General features: G+C 25.5%; 18 protein-coding genes. 4 read left to right on the top strand and 14 right to left on the bottom strand.

The window, feature by feature from the left end; all coding sequences use genetic code 11:
* Positions 1-170 precede the first annotated feature (170 nt).
* Complete coding sequence (locus tag ACZ5TJ_RS07420; RefSeq protein ID WP_052139593.1) at positions 171-476, top strand: rhodanese-like domain-containing protein; 306 nt, start codon at positions 171-173, stop codon at positions 474-476.
* Positions 477-522: 46 nt separating this feature from the next.
* On the opposite strand, the gene ACZ5TJ_RS07415 is transcribed toward ACZ5TJ_RS07420, so the two are convergent.
* The 4 genes from ACZ5TJ_RS07415 to ACZ5TJ_RS07400 form a co-directional block, all read right to left on the bottom strand.
* Complete coding sequence (locus ACZ5TJ_RS07415) at positions 523-678, bottom strand: hypothetical protein (protein ID WP_155499114.1); 156 nt, start codon at positions 676-678, stop codon at positions 523-525.
* A gap of 115 nt (positions 679-793) precedes the next feature.
* A complete protein-coding gene (locus tag ACZ5TJ_RS07410) occupies positions 794-1903 on the bottom strand; it encodes a M20/M25/M40 family metallo-hydrolase (RefSeq protein ID WP_464198385.1) in 1110 nt (369 codons plus the stop codon).
* 101 nt (positions 1904-2004) lie between these two features.
* Positions 2005-2487, bottom strand: coding sequence for a QueT transporter family protein (locus tag ACZ5TJ_RS07405; protein WP_464198382.1), 483 nt, complete (start codon positions 2485-2487; stop codon positions 2005-2007).
* Complete coding sequence (locus ACZ5TJ_RS07400) at positions 2480-3181, bottom strand: radical SAM protein (RefSeq protein WP_464202293.1); 702 nt, start codon at positions 3179-3181, stop codon at positions 2480-2482. The genes ACZ5TJ_RS07405 and ACZ5TJ_RS07400 overlap by 8 nt, the downstream gene beginning before the upstream one ends.
* Before the next feature lie 555 nt (positions 3182-3736).
* On the opposite strand from ACZ5TJ_RS07400, the gene ACZ5TJ_RS07395 reads away from it, so the two are divergent.
* Positions 3737-4552, top strand: a complete 816-nt coding sequence (locus ACZ5TJ_RS07395; RefSeq protein ID WP_464198380.1) for a mechanosensitive ion channel family protein — start codon at positions 3737-3739, stop codon at positions 4550-4552.
* A 43-nt stretch (positions 4553-4595) separates the two neighbouring features.
* On the opposite strand, the gene ACZ5TJ_RS07390 is transcribed toward ACZ5TJ_RS07395, so the two are convergent.
* The 3 genes from ACZ5TJ_RS07390 to ACZ5TJ_RS07380 all read right to left on the bottom strand — a co-directional run bounded on the left by ACZ5TJ_RS07390 (position 4596) and on the right by ACZ5TJ_RS07380 (position 7713).
* Positions 4596-5075 (bottom strand): cupin domain-containing protein, encoded by a 480-nt coding sequence (locus tag ACZ5TJ_RS07390; RefSeq protein WP_464198378.1) that lies wholly within the window; start codon positions 5073-5075, stop codon positions 4596-4598.
* 13 nt (positions 5076-5088) lie between these two features.
* Positions 5089-5709 (bottom strand): alpha/beta hydrolase, encoded by a 621-nt coding sequence (locus ACZ5TJ_RS07385; protein WP_464198376.1) that lies wholly within the window; start codon positions 5707-5709, stop codon positions 5089-5091.
* 120 nt (positions 5710-5829) lie between these two features.
* The gene (locus tag ACZ5TJ_RS07380; RefSeq protein ID WP_464198374.1) at positions 5830-7713 is read right to left on the bottom strand and encodes an FUSC family protein; all 1884 of its coding nucleotides are present in this window, start codon (positions 7711-7713) and stop codon (positions 5830-5832) included.
* A 256-nt stretch (positions 7714-7969) separates the two neighbouring features.
* On the opposite strand from ACZ5TJ_RS07380, the gene ACZ5TJ_RS07375 reads away from it, so the two are divergent.
* Together ACZ5TJ_RS07375 and ACZ5TJ_RS07370 are read left to right on the top strand one after the other, a co-directional pair.
* Positions 7970-8992: a branched-chain amino acid aminotransferase gene (locus ACZ5TJ_RS07375; protein WP_464198372.1), complete on the top strand. Its 1023-nt coding sequence runs from the start codon at positions 7970-7972 to the stop codon at positions 8990-8992.
* Positions 8993-9116: 124 nt separating this feature from the next.
* The gene (locus ACZ5TJ_RS07370) at positions 9117-10526 is read left to right on the top strand and encodes an MFS transporter (RefSeq protein WP_464198370.1); all 1410 of its coding nucleotides are present in this window, start codon (positions 9117-9119) and stop codon (positions 10524-10526) included.
* A 30-nt stretch (positions 10527-10556) separates the two neighbouring features.
* Here the strand turns inward: ACZ5TJ_RS07370 and ACZ5TJ_RS07365 are convergent, their stop codons facing one another.
* The 7 genes from ACZ5TJ_RS07365 to ACZ5TJ_RS07335 all read right to left on the bottom strand — a co-directional run bounded on the left by ACZ5TJ_RS07365 (position 10557) and on the right by ACZ5TJ_RS07335 (position 17115).
* Positions 10557-11609, bottom strand: coding sequence for a sigma-54 interaction domain-containing protein (locus ACZ5TJ_RS07365; protein ID WP_464198368.1), 1053 nt, complete (start codon positions 11607-11609; stop codon positions 10557-10559).
* A gap of 253 nt (positions 11610-11862) precedes the next feature.
* Positions 11863-12180, bottom strand: a complete 318-nt coding sequence (locus ACZ5TJ_RS07360; protein ID WP_464198366.1) for a hypothetical protein — start codon at positions 12178-12180, stop codon at positions 11863-11865.
* Position 12181: 1 nt separating this feature from the next.
* On the bottom strand, positions 12182-13732 hold the full coding sequence (locus tag ACZ5TJ_RS07355; RefSeq protein WP_464198364.1) for a cobyric acid synthase: 1551 nt from the start codon (positions 13730-13732) through the stop codon (positions 12182-12184).
* Between the two features lie 24 nt (positions 13733-13756).
* Positions 13757-14401 carry a Dph6-related ATP pyrophosphatase gene (locus ACZ5TJ_RS07350; protein ID WP_464198362.1) on the bottom strand — a complete coding sequence of 215 codons (645 nt, stop codon included), beginning with the start codon at positions 14399-14401 and terminating at the stop codon, positions 13757-13759.
* Between the two features lie 15 nt (positions 14402-14416).
* Positions 14417-15172, bottom strand: a complete 756-nt coding sequence (locus tag ACZ5TJ_RS07345; RefSeq protein ID WP_464198360.1) for an ABC transporter ATP-binding protein — start codon at positions 15170-15172, stop codon at positions 14417-14419.
* A 4-nt stretch (positions 15173-15176) separates the two neighbouring features.
* Positions 15177-16211 carry a FecCD family ABC transporter permease gene (locus ACZ5TJ_RS07340; protein ID WP_464198358.1) on the bottom strand — a complete coding sequence of 345 codons (1035 nt, stop codon included), beginning with the start codon at positions 16209-16211 and terminating at the stop codon, positions 15177-15179.
* The gene (locus ACZ5TJ_RS07335) at positions 16192-17115 is read right to left on the bottom strand and encodes an ABC transporter substrate-binding protein (protein ID WP_464198356.1); all 924 of its coding nucleotides are present in this window, start codon (positions 17113-17115) and stop codon (positions 16192-16194) included. Before ACZ5TJ_RS07335 ends, ACZ5TJ_RS07340 begins: the two co-directional genes overlap by 20 nt.
* Between the last annotated feature and the right edge of the window lie 46 nt (positions 17116-17161).

Raw genomic sequence — 17161 nt, 5'->3', positions numbered from 1 at the left:
TTAATTTAAAGTCTTTCCATAACAATTCTATAATAAAATTATATACTAATGCAATTATTTATAAAAATACAAAAAATTCTAAATATTAAGATTAATTCTTTTATTTTATGTCTTAGTATAATATTTATATATATGATATAATTTAAATAAAAAACTTAGGAGAAATTATTATGAAGGAAATATCAACAACTAAACTTAAATCTATACTTAAAGAAGATCCTAAAGCGCTTATAATTGATGTTAGAGATAAAGATGAATATGATTTTAGACATATACCATCAGCTAAAAATATTCCTTTATCTGATATAGAAGATTATAGTGATGAAATTCCAACAGATAGACCAGTTTATTTTATATGTAAAAGTGGTAATAGAAGTTCACACGCTATTACTTTATTAAATGATTTAGATATCAATAATGTTATAAATGTTCGTGGTGGAATGTTATCTTGGGATGGAGAAATTAAGAGTAAATAATAAAAAGAAGAGGTATTAATTTAATAGCTAATACCTCTTCTTTTTATTATAAATCTTCACTACATAATGGACAATCATGTTCACCTTTTCCACTACATACAGGACAGTTTTGAATTTGTCCTGAAAACTCTATGCATTCACAAGTTATCTTTCCTGTTCCTTTGCATAAAATACAACTGCCGTCTCTATATAATTTAGTCATTATTATTTACCTCCAGAGAATAAATTCATTAATAATTATTGACTAATTATATTTAAATATTCAAATCTATAAAAGTAAAAAAGACTAATTTAAATTAGTCTTTTTTGTTTATATTTTAAGCATTTTTTATTATTTCACAAATAGATTTAGTTACTTTTAAAAGATCTTCAATATAATAATGCTCATTAAGAGTATGTGGACTTCTTTCACCAATTGCTAAATTTACAGCTTTAATTCCATTACAGTTTAATATATTAGTATCACTTCCACCACCTGAAGATTTAATACTTACGTCATAACCTAATGAATTAAATGCCTTTTTTGCAAGTTTTATTACTTCATCATCAGAGTCTACAGAAAATTCTCCATATACTCTATTAACATTTATATTGCATTTAGCATTCTCAGCTTTACATACTTCATTAAATGTTTCAACCATATGATTAGTTTGCTTATCTAAACTATTGATATTTGTACTTCTTGCTTCTGCTTCTATTTTAACTTCTGGACAAACTATGTTTGTTGCTACTCCACCTTGAATTGAACCTATATTTGCTGTTGTGTCTTCATCTATTCTTAATAGATTCATCTTTGAAATAGCTTTACTTGCAACATTAATTGCACTTATTCCATTTTCTGGAGCAACGCCTGCATGTGCAGCTTTTCCTATTATTTCAACTTCTATTTTATCTTGAGCTGGTCCTTTATTAATTATAGTTCCAACTTCATCTCCTGAATCTAATACAAATCCTCTTTTTGATTCAATTTTAGTATAATCTAAATTTTTTGATCCATATAAGCCTATTTCTTCACATATAGTGAAAATTACTTCTATTGTTGGATGATTTATATCTTCTTCTATTATGTTAGTAATAGCTTCCATTATAGATGCAATTCCCGCTTTATCATCAGCTCCTAGAATAGTAGTTCCATCTGAATATATAACCCCATCCTTTATTACTGGTTTTATATCATTACCAGGTGTAACTGTATCCATATGGCAACTAAATAATATAGGTTCTTTTGTACTATCCCCTTTTAACTTTGCAATTATATTACCAGTTGATCCATTAACAGATTCATAAGCCTTATCTCTTATAACTTCTAATCCTAATTTCTTTAAATCTTCTTCAAGTTTATCTGCAAAATCCTTTTCATTTTTACTTTCACTTGGGATTTTAACATATTCTAAAAATCTATTTAATACTCTTTCCTCTTGTATCATATGGTATTCTCCTTTGTATATAGTAAATTTATACTTTATTTTATCAGAAATCTTATACAATATAAAGTAACAAAAGAAATAAATTTATAAGTAACTACTATTTAACTTAGTTTTATAGTCTCTAATAAGGTTTCATTTTTCATAAAAAATTTTACAAGAGGATAACCTATTATAGTTACTGATAAAATTTCACCAGCAATAAATCCAAATAAATATAACATGAATGGTAGTCCAACAAATATATGTAATATAAAAACTACTGGAATACAAAAAAAGCTTGGCCATAATGTTGCTAAAAATAGATTTTTAGTTTTGCTTATTGCATAAACTGAGAAGAAAGTTCCAAGTGTTCCAACTACAACATCAATCATTCCTAGTGGACTTAAAAGATTTGCAATTAAGCAACCTATCGTTAAACTTATTATATATTTTTTATCAAAGAAAGCTAATAAAACTAATACCTCGGATATCCTCACTTGTACAGGGCCATAGCTTATTGGTGCTATAGCATACGTTATAACTACATATAAAGCTGCAACTATAGATATTTTTGCTAATACATTTATTGATTTAGAACTATTCATTTATTTCACTTCCTACTCCTAAATCTGTATTATTTATTAATACTTCTATATTCTCATTATCTTCTAAATATTTATATTTATTTATAAACCACTTTACTAATTCTTCATCTCTTTTAATATCAGTAGTATTTTCAACATAAACATTTATACAACCTCTTTCAAAATGATTTTCTAATATATAAATATCTCTTTCTATCATTTCTTTAGTTTGGCCTTTTATCCCAACTAATAAGCAAATTGATTTAAAATACCTATTTACTTCAGTATAATCTTTAAATCCTGCTCCCTTATTTAATATTTTTATTCTAAAATCATTATCAAAAGTTTCAACTCCACACCTAAATATTATTGGAATTTCAAAAAAGTTTCTTATCTCATCTAAACGATCCTTATATAACCAATGACATTCAACAAATAATTTTTCAATATTTTTTTCTTTTATTATTACTTTAATATCATTTAATGTTTCTTTTGGAACTTCAAAAATACTTCCTGAATTTATTACATCTAATACTTTAAATTCCCCAGTTATGTTTTTTAGAATATTTTTATTATATTCTACAATTTCTTTTTCATTGGTCTCATTATCACATATGTAATCACAGAACTTACATTTTCCCCATTTACATGGGAATCCTTTTAACATTACCATCTCTCTTTCGTTTTTGCCATAAATCTTACTATACCTTTGCATTTCCATTAATTAAATCTCTCCTTTTTAATGGCACAAAGCTAATAAAAATAAAAAAGGGCGACTTAAAGTCACCCTCTAATTTCTATTTATTAGACAATGCCTTAGTTTTATTTAAAGACAGGAGGCTTCCGAACTGTCTTCTATATTGCATTTTTATTATACTCTCTAAAGTATCTATTTTCAATGTATTTTATAATCTGTTAAATTCATTATACATTAGTTAATAATATAATTTACCTCTCCACAAAAACCATATCCTGTATGAAAGCATTTTTCTTCTAAATTCATTTTATAATGCACTTTTATATTTATCTATAATTTAATTAACATAAACATTTTAATTTATTAGGTTATATTTATATAACCTTCCTTTTAATTTTATTTTTATGGTTTTCTTTGATTTTTATATTTTATTTAATTATCATTTACGAGGATATTTATTAAGATATAATATTGTAAATTAATACATTAAATACAATATTATTCATTGCCTTAAAATCATATAAATTATATAATCATTAAATATAATTTATATAAGGAAAGGAGTTTTAATACATGGATTTTTCACATATCTATGATACCGTAATAAAATGGGCTACAACTAGTGGTTTAAAATTATTACTTGGATTAATAGGCCTTTGGATAGGATGGAAAGTTGTAAATAAAGTACTAACTACTTTGCATAAATTCTTGAAAAAACAAAATGTGGACATGACTTTAATGTCATTTTTAAATGCACTTGTTGATATTTCACTTAAGATTTTATTAGTAGTTGCATTCTTATCTTATGTTGGTATACCAATGGCAAGCTTTGCAGCAGCTTTAGCTTCAGCAGGTTTAGCACTTGGACTAGCTATTCAGGGAAGTCTTAGTAATTTTGCTGGAGGAGTTATTATTTTATTACTTAGACCTTTTAAAGTTTCAGATTACATAGAAACCTCAAATTATCAAGGGACTGTAGAAAAGATAAGTATCTTCTACACTTCTTTATTAACACCTGATAATAAAGAAGTTTTAATTCCAAATGGAGCTTTAGCAAACGGTAGCTTAACTAATTATTCATCAAAACCTTTAAGAAGAGTTGATTTAACTTTTGGTGTAGGATATGAATCTGATGTTTTAAAAGTTAAAAATATCTTAAATGAGATAATAAATAGTAATCCTAACATAATAAAAGACGTAGAGCCTTTTGTTGCAATAAGTGAACTTGCTGATAGTTCTGTAAACTTTGTTGTACGAGTTTGGGGTAAGACTGAAGACTATTGGAAAATTTACTATTCATTATTAGAATCTGTTAAGATAAAGTTTGATGAAGAAGGTATATCAATACCTTATCCACAAATGGATGTTCATTTAGATAATTCTAAATAAAAAAAATAGCTGTTTCAGGCATAAAACTGAAACAGCTATTTTTTTATTTTATAGTTAACTTAGTTATAATATCTTTATAGTTTGGATATTTTTCAATTAAATCTTTTCTTTTAAAAAGTTCAAAATCCTCAAATTTAAATCCTGGTGATACCATGCATCCAACTAATGAAAATCCTTCTGAATTCATAGCTGATCCAAATATATATCCTTTTTCAACTAATACTTGTGGTTCTTCACCCTCTAACATATTAAGACCTAACTTTTTTTCTATAAGCTCTCCACTTGGAGAAATCATATATATAGTTAGAGCATTACCTGCATGGAAATACCACATTTCATCTGACTTTAGTCTATGAAAGTTAGATACTTCTCCTGTATGAAGAAGAAAATATATACTTGTCCATAAATCTTTTTTGTCATTATCTCTTACTATACTATCACTCGCTACAAATGATTCCTTATAATATCCTCCTTCTGGATGTTTTTCTAGTTTTAAATTTTCTATATAATACTTAGAATCCATCTAAGTACCCCCTTTATTTATAATGATTTAAATATTTTTTAATGCATTTTATTATATTTAATTGAACCTCTAGGCTTCTTACAGCATCACCTTCTATATTTAATGCATGATTTGCACCATCAATTCTTATTAGTTTAACTCCGCTTAAATCACTTATTTGGTTGACATTTTCTCTAGTTATTAACGGATCTTCATTTCCTGTTATAACTAAAGAATTATTTATCATTCCCATTTCTACTGTTTTATTAATAGGACTCAAATAAATATTCACAACATCTATATTATCTACTCTATTGTTTAAAACATTTTGAACACAAGTTCCGATGCTCTTTCCAATAAAAACAATACGTTTATATCTTTTATTTAATGATGATTTTAGTAATGCCACTGACTCTTCCGCTATAATATTAAATTCCTCTTCTGAATTAAACTCTCTTCTTCCAATTTGAAAACCATATTCTATTTTCAAAACATCATATCCAAGTTCTAAACAAAGCTCAGAAGAATACTCTAGTGATACCCTATCAAGTGTATAACCTATCCCAGGCATAATTACAGCTAAAGTATCACTTCCCTTTCCAATAATAATTGGCTTTAAGTTCATTCCCCAATAAGATTTAATTACATCATTCATATAGACATCTTCTTTCTATTATTTTAATAATTTATTATAAAATAACATAAATTTGTTTCTATAATATAAATTAAACCTACACTTTTAAAAATTTATTATTAAAAATTAGGAAACTTTGATTTATATTTCTTTTTTTAGCTCTATCATAGCATCATATACCCCACTAGCTTTTCTAATACATTCTAATAATTTATAATTTTTATAATCATCCTTATGTTTTATAATGTTTATATTAAAACAACAATTATTTTTTTCATTATAAATAGATTCAAATATATTTTTCATGTTTTCTACACATTCTTCTACATATAATTCGTCAATATTATACCCTTCTTCAAGGGATAAGACAACAGCTGAATGTATTATAAGTGTTGTAAATTGATTATTTTTAAATATAAAGTTTTTTAAACTTTTATTATTTAACTTTTGAAAATGCATTTGCAATTTACCACTTATCAAATATGAAGTAAAAAGAAGTTTTTTTATTTCATTTTTATCAAAAGTTCCATTGATAATATCATATATCTTATCTAACATAATTTCATCTAATTTAATTAATTTATGAATCATATTTATAAGCTCTATATGATTTTTATTTGGAAAAATAAAATTATTTGCAAATAATACTACTATAGCTGATATACCTGTATAAAAAATTCTTAAGAATACAGCTTCTCCATCGCCCATTGTTATTGTAGAAATTGCAAGTGCATAACAAGTTGTATATATAGTCATAACTTTATAATCTGTAAAATAGTACATAAGAACTGTTGAAATAATTATAATTATTATATGAGCATCTTTATCTTTAAATATATAAAAAATAATAAATGAAACTATTATTCCTATTACTGTTCCAATAAAACGTTCTTTTATTCTTATCTTACTGTCTTCATAAAATGGAAGCGTAAGTAAAAATATAGTCATAGGTATCCAATAACCTTTAGGAATATAAAATATTTTTATAAATGTAAATGCTGTTGTTAGTAATAATGTTAATCTTATAGCAAATCTTATTTTAAATTCATTTAATGATAGTCTATATTTACTAAAGTATTCTTTTGAAGATTTAAAATCAAAAATCTTTTTAATAAAATTTCTTTTATATGTTTTTATATTTTCCATTGAAGAAATTAAATAATTTAATATAAATATAATATAATTATTTATATTTTTATCATTCAAAGAATTTTCTTTTAAAAACTTAGTTATAAGGTCAGAATATAATTCCAAATTATAATTTTTATTTATATCTAACTTTAAAATAAGTTTATTTAATTTCTTTATATATATTCTATTTTCACTTAGGTATTTTTTATTTTCTATAAACTCATTTATAAAATTATTAAAATGTTGAAATAGTATTATAAATTGGTAATATTCTTTTTTATCACTTGAATAAACAACCCTATTTAATTCCTTGCATATTTCAAATAAATTAAATTGTTCTTTTTTTAATGATGTTATATCACCTATATAAAGATATTTTAATTGCAATAAGATATTTTCTCGTCCATTTTTTATTAAAACCTTTATATGAGATCCGACACCTTTTCTTGAAAATAATAATAAATATAAAAATACTACAATATATGATACTATTATTGCTAAAAGTCTTTTTGGTATTTCATTTACTGTAGTTGTAAATAATTGCAGAAATACAAATGCCATTAAATAAGGAAAATAGCTTCCTGAATTATAATCATCTGTTAAAAAGTAACATAATAAAAATATAGAAATTAAATTAATAAATATTGCACTTGAAATATTTAAGCTAGCAATTGAAGCTAGTATTCCAATAAGTAAATGAATAAATAATGGTTTAAATATATTTTTTTCTATCATTATATAATTTTTCATTCTTATAAATGTAAGTGTCATATATGGTGCTATTATTATATTGTTAAGACCAAAAAAGCTTAAATTTATAAATAGTATTGTTAAAGAAACTAGTGCTGTCGGAATAGTATCTTTAAGTTTAGTTATTTTTTTGTCAAAATTCATCTTAATGTCCTCTTCTAACTATTATTTTAGTAATTATTATATATTTTATTTATTAATAAATAATGATTAATTTGCAATATTACTATTACAAAATTGCATTTTATATAAAATTTGATACATAATATTCTAATAAACTCTTTATTTGGTATTTTCTTTGTACTATAATAAAATAAGAATTATTATATAATAATACAAAAAATAAGCAATGTTTTGAAGGGAGGCAGTTACTTTAAGTCTACTTAAGGTAATGACAATTATGAGTAAAGTAAATATCAATTGGGAAGAATTAGGTTTTAATTATATTAAAACTGATCTTCGTTATGTATCAATTTGGGAAAATGGTAAATGGGATGATGGAAAACTTGTTGAAGACAATAAATTAGTTATTGAAGAAGGTGCTCCAGCATTACATTATGGCCAACAATGTTTTGAAGGGTTAAAGGCATATAGAACTAAAAATGGAGATATTCAACTATTTAGACCAAATAAAAATGCTGAGAGATTAAATAATAGTTGTAAAAGATTACTTATGCCAGAAGTACCTGTAGAAAAGTTTATTGATGCTTGCATGCAAGTTGTTAAAGCAAATGAAGATTTTGTACCTCCGTATGGAACTGGTGCAACTTTATATTTAAGACCATTTTTAATTGGGGTTGGAGATAATATTGGTCTTAAACCAGCAAGCAAATTCATTTTTTCAGTATTCTGTATTCCAGTAGGACCATACTTTAAAGGTGGAATGAAACCTGTAAACTTTATTATATCAGATTACGACAGAGCTGCTCCTAATGGAACTGGGGCTCAAAAAGTTGGAGGTAATTATGCAGGAAGTTTAATTGCACAAAAAATTGCAAAAGAAAATGGCTATGCAGATGCAATTTTCTTAGATCCTGCAACTCATACAAAAATAGAAGAAGTAGGTTCTGCAAACTTCTTTGGTATAACTAAAGATAATAAATTTGTAACACCTCTATCACCTTCTATATTACCTAGTATTACAAAATATTCATTACTTGAAATTGCAAGAGACTATTTTAATATGGAAGTAATAGAAGGCGATGTTTATATTGATAAAATAGACGACTTTAAAGAAGCTGGTGCATGTGGTACTGCTGCTGTTATAACACCAATTGGAGGAATTCAATTTAATGACAAACTTCATGTTTTCTATGATGAAAAAGAAGTTGGACCTATAACAAAAAAATTATATGATACTTTAGTTGGAATTCAATTTGGAGATGTTGAAGCTCCAAAAGGATGGATATATAAAGTTAAATAGTATATTAACTGTTCCCTAGATTTATCTAGGGAATATTTTTTTATAAATATTAATTTGTTCATTTTTTATTAAAAATATTTAGTTATACTAATATAGTTAAATTTTAATAAATTGGAGGATTTATATGAGTGAAAAATTAAAAAACAAGTGGCTTATACTTGCTATACTTGTTACTCAGCCTTTTATGGCCTGTTTAGATAGTAGTATTGTAAATGTTGCTTTACCTACAATAAGTAATAAACTAAATATTCAAATGTCTAGTGCAGAATGGATTATCAGTGCATATCTTATCGTTATTTCTGCAGCTATTTTAATATTTGGTCGTCTTGGAGATATTAAGAGTAAAAGTTTAATATTTAATAATGGTATTTTAGGATTTATATTTGGTTCATTACTTTGTGCCTTATCACCTAATATAGAAATATTAGTATTAGCTAGAATTATCCAAGCTATAGGTGCAGCTATGATTATGGCAACAAATCAAGGAATTATAACTGACGTATTCCCACCAAATGAAAGAGGTCGTGCTCTTGGGATTTCAGGATCATTTGTAGCCTTAGGTTCTCTTCTTGGACCAGCTTTAGGTGGATTTATAGTTACTTACCTATCATGGCATTTTATATTCCTTATTAATATACCAATAGGATTAGTTGCTTATTATTTAGGAAGAAAATATTTACCTGTAGAAAATAAAACTCAAGGGGAAGAATTTGACGGAAAAGGTGCAACTTTATTTGCATTAACAACATTACTTGTATTCACATGTATAATGCTTGGTCAAAATTTAGGATTTACTAGTATTTATATAATATCTGGTTTTGTAATTGGAATAATACTATTTATTATATTTATTTTAGTTGAAAGAAAAGTTGTATCACCAATGTTACATTTAAAACTATTTAAGAAAAGAACTTTTTCTTTAAATTTATTTTGTGCATTCGTATCATTTGCAGCAATTAATACAATAAATGTAATACAACCATTTTATTTAAGTGATGTATTAAATTATTCAGCAGAACAAATATCAATTGTAATGTTATTTTATCCATTAGTGTTATTTATAGTTGCTCCTTTAAGTGGAAGTTTATCCGATAAAATAGGAAGTAAAAAATTAACATTAGCTGGTTTATTACTTACATCTATAAGTATGTATTTACTTTCTACAACTGGTGAGGCAACATCAAAAACAACTCTTATTTTAATGTTATCTCTTTTAGGATTTTCTAATGGACTATTCCAGTCCCCTAATACAAATCTTATAATGTCATCTGTTCCAAAAGATAAACTTGGTATAGCAGGTGGTTCAAATGCATTAATAAGAAACTTAGGACTTGCTTTTGGTGTATCTGCCTCCACATCATTTTTATATTACAAAATGAGTGAAGCTGCTGGCTTTAAAGTACTTGGAGCAGTTAAAGGTAAACCTGAAATCTTTGTATACGGAATGAACTCATTATATATTGTAGTTGCGGTTATATGCTTTATTGCATTTATTTTTTCTTGTATAGATTATTTTACATCTAAAGATTATTAGATAGAAAGGCTAGCTTTTAAGCTAGTCCTTTTATTTCCAAAGAATTAATTTTTCTAGTCCATACTCTTTAGCTTTTAAAGATACTGTTCTATGAGTTATTCCAAGTGCTTTACCTGCCTTATTATAACTTCCATATTTTTTTAGTGCTTTTTCAATAATTAATTTTTCATATTCTTTTAAAGTATAAATTTTTTCATCATTAAAAATTTTAGATAAATTGTCTTCTATATTGGTTATTTCTTTTAATTTTATATTGCAATTATTGTTATAGTGTCTTATAAAGTATGGTATATCTTCTATATCTATTAAAGCTTTTTCTGAAAGTACTAAAATTCTCTCTATTATATTTTCAAGTTCTCTTATATTTCCGTCCCATTTATAATTACATAAAGCTACTAATGCTTCATTTGATATATTTTTTATTTTGGTATTTTCTAATTTTTTATTTAAAAAGTGTTTAATTAAAAGAGCGATATCACCTTCTCTTTCTCTTAAAGGAGGTAACTCTATTGGGATAACATTTAATCTATAAAATAAATCTTCTCTAAATTCATTTCTTTTAATCATTTCTTCTAGGTTTTTATTTGTAGCTGATATTATTCTAATATTTAGTTTTATTGTCTCTTCCCCACCAACTCTTTGTATTTCTTTATTTTGAATAGCCCTCAATATTTTAGCTTGAATATTTTTATCCATTTCACCTATTTCATCTAAGAATATAGTTCCATTTTGGGCTAATTCAAATTTACCAAGTTTTCTTTTTATAGCACCTGTAAATGACCCTTTTTCATGTCCAAAAAGTTCGCTTTCTATAAGATTCTCAGGTATTGATGCACAATTAACTCTTATTATAGGTTTATCCTTTCTTTTACTCGAAAAATGAATAGCTTCTGCTAATAGCTCTTTTCCTGTACCACTTTCTCCATAGATTACTACTGATGAATCACTTTTTGAAGCTTTTTTTGCTATAGATAAAGATTTTTTTAATGTTTTACTATTCCCAATTATTTTTTCAAATGGGTCATCTTCTTCAAAATCATTTATATATACTACTTTGTTTAAACTTTCATTTATTTTTTTCATTATATCACCTTTTCTGTTGTTTACGTTTACTACATTGAAATTAGATTTACTTAAATATAAAACATAATGATAATTACTCACTTCTATTTAAGAAATAATGATACATATTTACTTAAATTTATTATATATTAGTTTTATTTATAGTTCAAATATATTAAAATTTGTATTATATTTCGTTTTTATAATTTATTTTTAAATATCATTTACGATGATGTTACTTAAGAATATATATAGTAAAAAAAGTAGCAGGTTATTATATACTGCTACTTTTTTTGTTGTCTATTTTATTAGTAAATATAAATGATGTAATAATATATAAAATAACTAATGGTATTCCTTTCATTGTTAATTCAAAACTATCATTAGCTATTAAATATCCACTTAATTTATCTTCTACAATAATGCAAATAAAGATTAATACAATTGATATTAGTAGTAATATCAATTTATTAAGTTTTTTATGGAAAAACTTTTTAGATGTTATTTTATTATATAATGAACTACTCTTCCATATTAAATCAATTATATAAAAACCTATTGCAATAGTTATTAATTCTATAGTGTGTTCCATTTTAATCTTTTAAGGATTTTTCCTCTTCCTCCTTTTTAGTTTCTATTATTTCTAAGATTTTATCAGTATCAACATTTTCTTCAAAAACCTTACATAACTTATCGTATTGTTTTAATTTATAACTTCTATAGTTTTCTTTTTCTTCTGTTCCATTTTCAATTATAACATTATATTTTTCTTTAAAATGATTTAATAATTTATGTCTAAACTCAACGCCCTCAAATATTCCGTGTATATAAGTCCCAAGTACGTCCCCTTTGGAATTAGACATTCCAGTAACATTATTACTACTATCTATTATTAAAACCTCTCCTGGCCCATCTAACATATCGCTAGCACCACTATTAATTTCATATCCGTATACTCTTATATTTGATAGTTCCCTAAGTTCATTATTTACTGAACATACTATTCCTTTTGATATAGTCGTTTTTTTATTTAATGAAAAAGAGGTTCTTATAGGTAATAGATCGAATCCATCAATTATTCTCTTTTCACTTTCATTATTTGATAAATCTATTATAGATCTACCAAGCATTTGAAAACCTCCACATATTCCCATAATACTTGTACCACTTTTATGTAATTCTAATATTTTATCAAATACTCTATTTGCTTTAATATATTCTAAATCGTATATTGTATTTTTGCTACCTGGTAAAATTATCAAGTTAGCTCCCTCTAACTCCTTTGGAGTTTTTGCATATCTTATATTTATGTTTTTTTCCAATTCAAGTGGATAAAAATCTGTTAAATTAGATATATGAGGAAGTTTTATTATAGCTATATTTAAACCACTTCTCTTTTTCTCTCTTAACTTTTCTGTTATTATTTCCTCTTCCTCAATATTTAAATCTTCATATGGTAATACCCCAATAACAGGTATATTTGTTAGTTCTTCTATTTTCTTAATAGATTGATTGAATTTTTCTCTATCTTTATCTAAGCTATTTTCCTTATATTTGTTTATTATTATACCCTTTATTAATTCTCTTTCATCTTCTTCAAGTAACATAATACTTCCATATACAGATGCTAAAACTCCACCTTTATCACAATCAGCAACTAATATAGCATTTGAATTTGTATTTTTAGCAATATAAAAATTTGCAATATCATCTTCTTTAAATTGAATATCAGCACAACTTCCTAAACCTTCAATAATAATATTTTCATATTTATTTGATAGTTCATCATAAGATTCTTTTATAAATTCTTTAAAATCATTGCTTAACTCTTTTATATCACAATTTTCCATATCACAATGTACTTTTCCATTTACAATTACTTGTGTTTTATTTTTTACTGATGGTTTTATTAAAATAGGATTCATAATTCCTTCTGCTTCTATTTCACAAGCTTCTGCTTGTACAAGTTGAGATCTACCTATTTCTTCCCCTTTTTTTGTTACCCTAGATTTTAAAGATATATTAAGTGATTTAAATGGAGCTACATTATATCCATTTTTCTTTAAGAATCTGCAAAGAGCTGTTGATACCGTACTTTTCCCTGCAGAAGCTGCTGTTCCTAATATAATAATACTGTTACTCATCTTTTGTCACCTCTATAAATTCTATTATTTTATAACTAAATGATTATACCCATCTACCTTTAATTTTTCTTCTTTATTAAATTTTATTTCTTCTTTAAATATTGGACCATCAAATACAAATGTATGATATTCTCCATTTTCTCCACAAGCATCTGCTCCACGTGCCTTTATATCCTGAATTAATTCTTTAGTTAATACTTTTCCTAAAAAATTCTCATTTAGTTGAGTATCATTACAACATTTTATCATTGCCTTGAAGCCACTTTCTATAACTTCATTTGTTATATCTTCTCTATTTTCTTGCCATAGTGGAAAATGTGCATTAATATTTGTATTATCACATCTATCTGTACACCATTTTCTATGAGCTAATATATCTATATCCCCAAATACACATGTATCAGCTCCCATTTCTTTTGCCTTAATTAATGCTTTTTCAAATTCATCTTCGTATTCTTCACCTTTACAAGGTACTTTTATTAATGGTATATTTAATGATTTTGAAACACTTTCTAATATTTCTTCTGGCACTCTATGAAACCATGATTGGTTTTTATCTTTATTTACAGTTACAATTAATCCAACTGGTTTATTTCCATCCTTAATCATTCTATATAACGCTAAAGTACTATCTTTACCACAACTATAAGATAAAACAAATTTTTTCATTTTCACACCTTCTCTTTATCTCCATTTTTCTAATACGTTAATCATAAATTCTCTAATATTAATTCCATAAACATTTTTAATATCTTCTGATTTTAATAAACTGTCACTTCTATCTATTTTTATTATTTTACCTTTATCTATTAAAGCAACTCTTTCACCATACATTTGAACTAAATTTAAATCGTGTAAAACTCCAATAACTGCCCTTTCACCTATTTTACACCATTCTTTTAAAATATCCAAAAGTTCTATTTGATGTTTAAAGTCAAGATGATTTGTTGGCTCATCTAATAATATAATTTTAGGATCCTGTACAAATGTTCTTGCTAATAATACCCTTTGTAACTGCCCTCCTGAAAGCTCATTTATATATTTGTCTTTTATACTATCAAGTGAAAGATCATTTATTATCTTATCAATAATATTTTTATCTTTTTCACTTAATCCTCCAAGAAATCCTTTCATATGAGGATATCTTCCTAGTGATATAGTCTCATAAACTGTGTATGTAAAGTACACTTCTGTAATCTGAGACATTAATGCAATTTCTTTTGCCAATTCTTTTCTATTTATATTTTTTATTTCCTTACCATTAATTTTAATACTTCCAGAATATTTATTTATATTTGCAATTGCTTTTAATAATGTAGTTTTTCCACATCCATTTGTACCTATAATACAAAATAATTCATTCTTTTTCACATTAAAACTAACATCATTTATTACTTTTATATTATCGTATCCAGTGCTTACATTATTTAATTCTATCATTATTTCACCTACTTTTTTTAAAGTATATATAAATAAAAAATGGTGCTCCAATTATTGCTGTTATTGCCCCTACAGGTAATTCAGATGGTGATATTATAGTTCTAGATATTAAATCTGCTATTACCATTAAACATCCACCAAACATAAAAGACATTGGTATTACAAAGTTATGCTTTGCACCAAAAACTTTTCTAACAACATGTGGAGATATAAGGTCTACAAACCCTATTATACCACTAAGAGATACAGCACTTCCTGTCAATATTGTAGCAAATATAAATAATCTTGTTTTTATTTTATTGGTATTTACGCCTATAGCTTTTGCACTCTCTTCTCCAAAGGTCAATATGTCCATCTCTCTTGTATTTAAAAGTATTCCAACAATCCCTATAATTATAAATGGGATAAATACTAAAATATATTGCCATCCTTTCATCGCAAATGATCCCATCTGCCATAAGGTTATAGCTTTTATACTATCACCATGCATTGATCCTATAGTTGTAATCATTGCACTTAAAAAAAGTGAAAAAACCATTCCAGCTAATATTATTGTATTATTTGTCATTAACCTATCAACACTTTTTGAAAATAACAATACAAATATTATTGTTAATAGTCCAAAAATAAAACCTATAATAGGAAGACTAAATGTTGAATCTATTATTGGTATACTAATTCCAAATATGATCATAATTGCTGCACCAAGTCCTGCCCCTGATGAAACTCCAAGTGTATATGGCGATGCAAGAGGATTTTTTAAAATAGATTGTACAACTGCTCCACTTACTGAAAGAGCACCACCTACTAAAAATGCTAATAATACTCTAGGCAGTCTTATATCAAATATTATAGATATCTCTTGCCCTGTAATTCCTTCATTTAATGAGGTATGAATTAATTTATTGCTTATTATAGATATTATGTCTAATAAATTAATATTGGAACTCCCTACGGAAGTTCCAATACATATTATTAGAAATGCTATAGGAATAGATATTACTGATAATTTAATATTTCTATTGATTCTTATATTCATCTGGATATATTTCCTTTGCTATTTCTTTTAATGCTTCTATTGAAAATTGTGATGCACGTGAAGATGTGTTAGTATCTACTGAATATACTCTATTATCTTTAACAGCATTTATTTTGCTCCACCCTTTTCTTGATTTAATTTCTTTTATAGGGTCTTTTACATAATTTACGTTAGTTAAAATAATATCTGGATTTTTATCTACTACCGCTTCTTCACTAGGTTGAATCCAACCTTTTTGCTTGGCAAATATATTTTTAGCACCAACTATTTCTATCATATCATTTAGAAACGTATCTGACCCAAAGCTATATAATGTTGGAGCTGGCCCTATTTCAAAATACACAGATTTCTTATCTTTTATTCTGTCTCCTATTTCTTTAATTTTTTCGACTTCTGATTTCATTCCTGAAATCATTTCATTAGCTTTATTCTCTGTTCTAGTTACTTTTCCTAAAAATTCAATATCTTTATATATTTCTTCAAAACTTTTACTACTTGGTATGTATACAACAGGTATTCCCATATCTTTTATTGCTTTAAATTGATCTTCTCCACCTTGAATATTCTGCTCTGATGCAACTACAAGATCTGGTTTTAATGATATTATTCTTTCTGGATCTGGTTTTTCAATACTTATTCTAGTTATATCATTTTTTACACCTTTTACATCTTTTGAATACTCATCTGTTGCAATAATCTTATCTCCAAGTCCAAGTCCAACTAATATTTCTGTATTAGTTGGTGCTGTTGATATTATCCTATTTAAATTTTTAGGCATAATAATTTCATTGCCACTTCTATCTTTAACATTTTGTTTGCTATCACTACAGCCTACAAATAAACCTAAAGTAAAAATTAAAGATATAAATAATAAAGTTATTTTTGTTACTTTTAATTTTTTCATATTATCCTCCATAAATTTAATATATATTTATTATATATTATTTTCA

The organism is Clostridium budayi (assembly GCF_055396605.1).
This window is presented reverse-complemented; position numbering and strand designations above follow the sequence as displayed.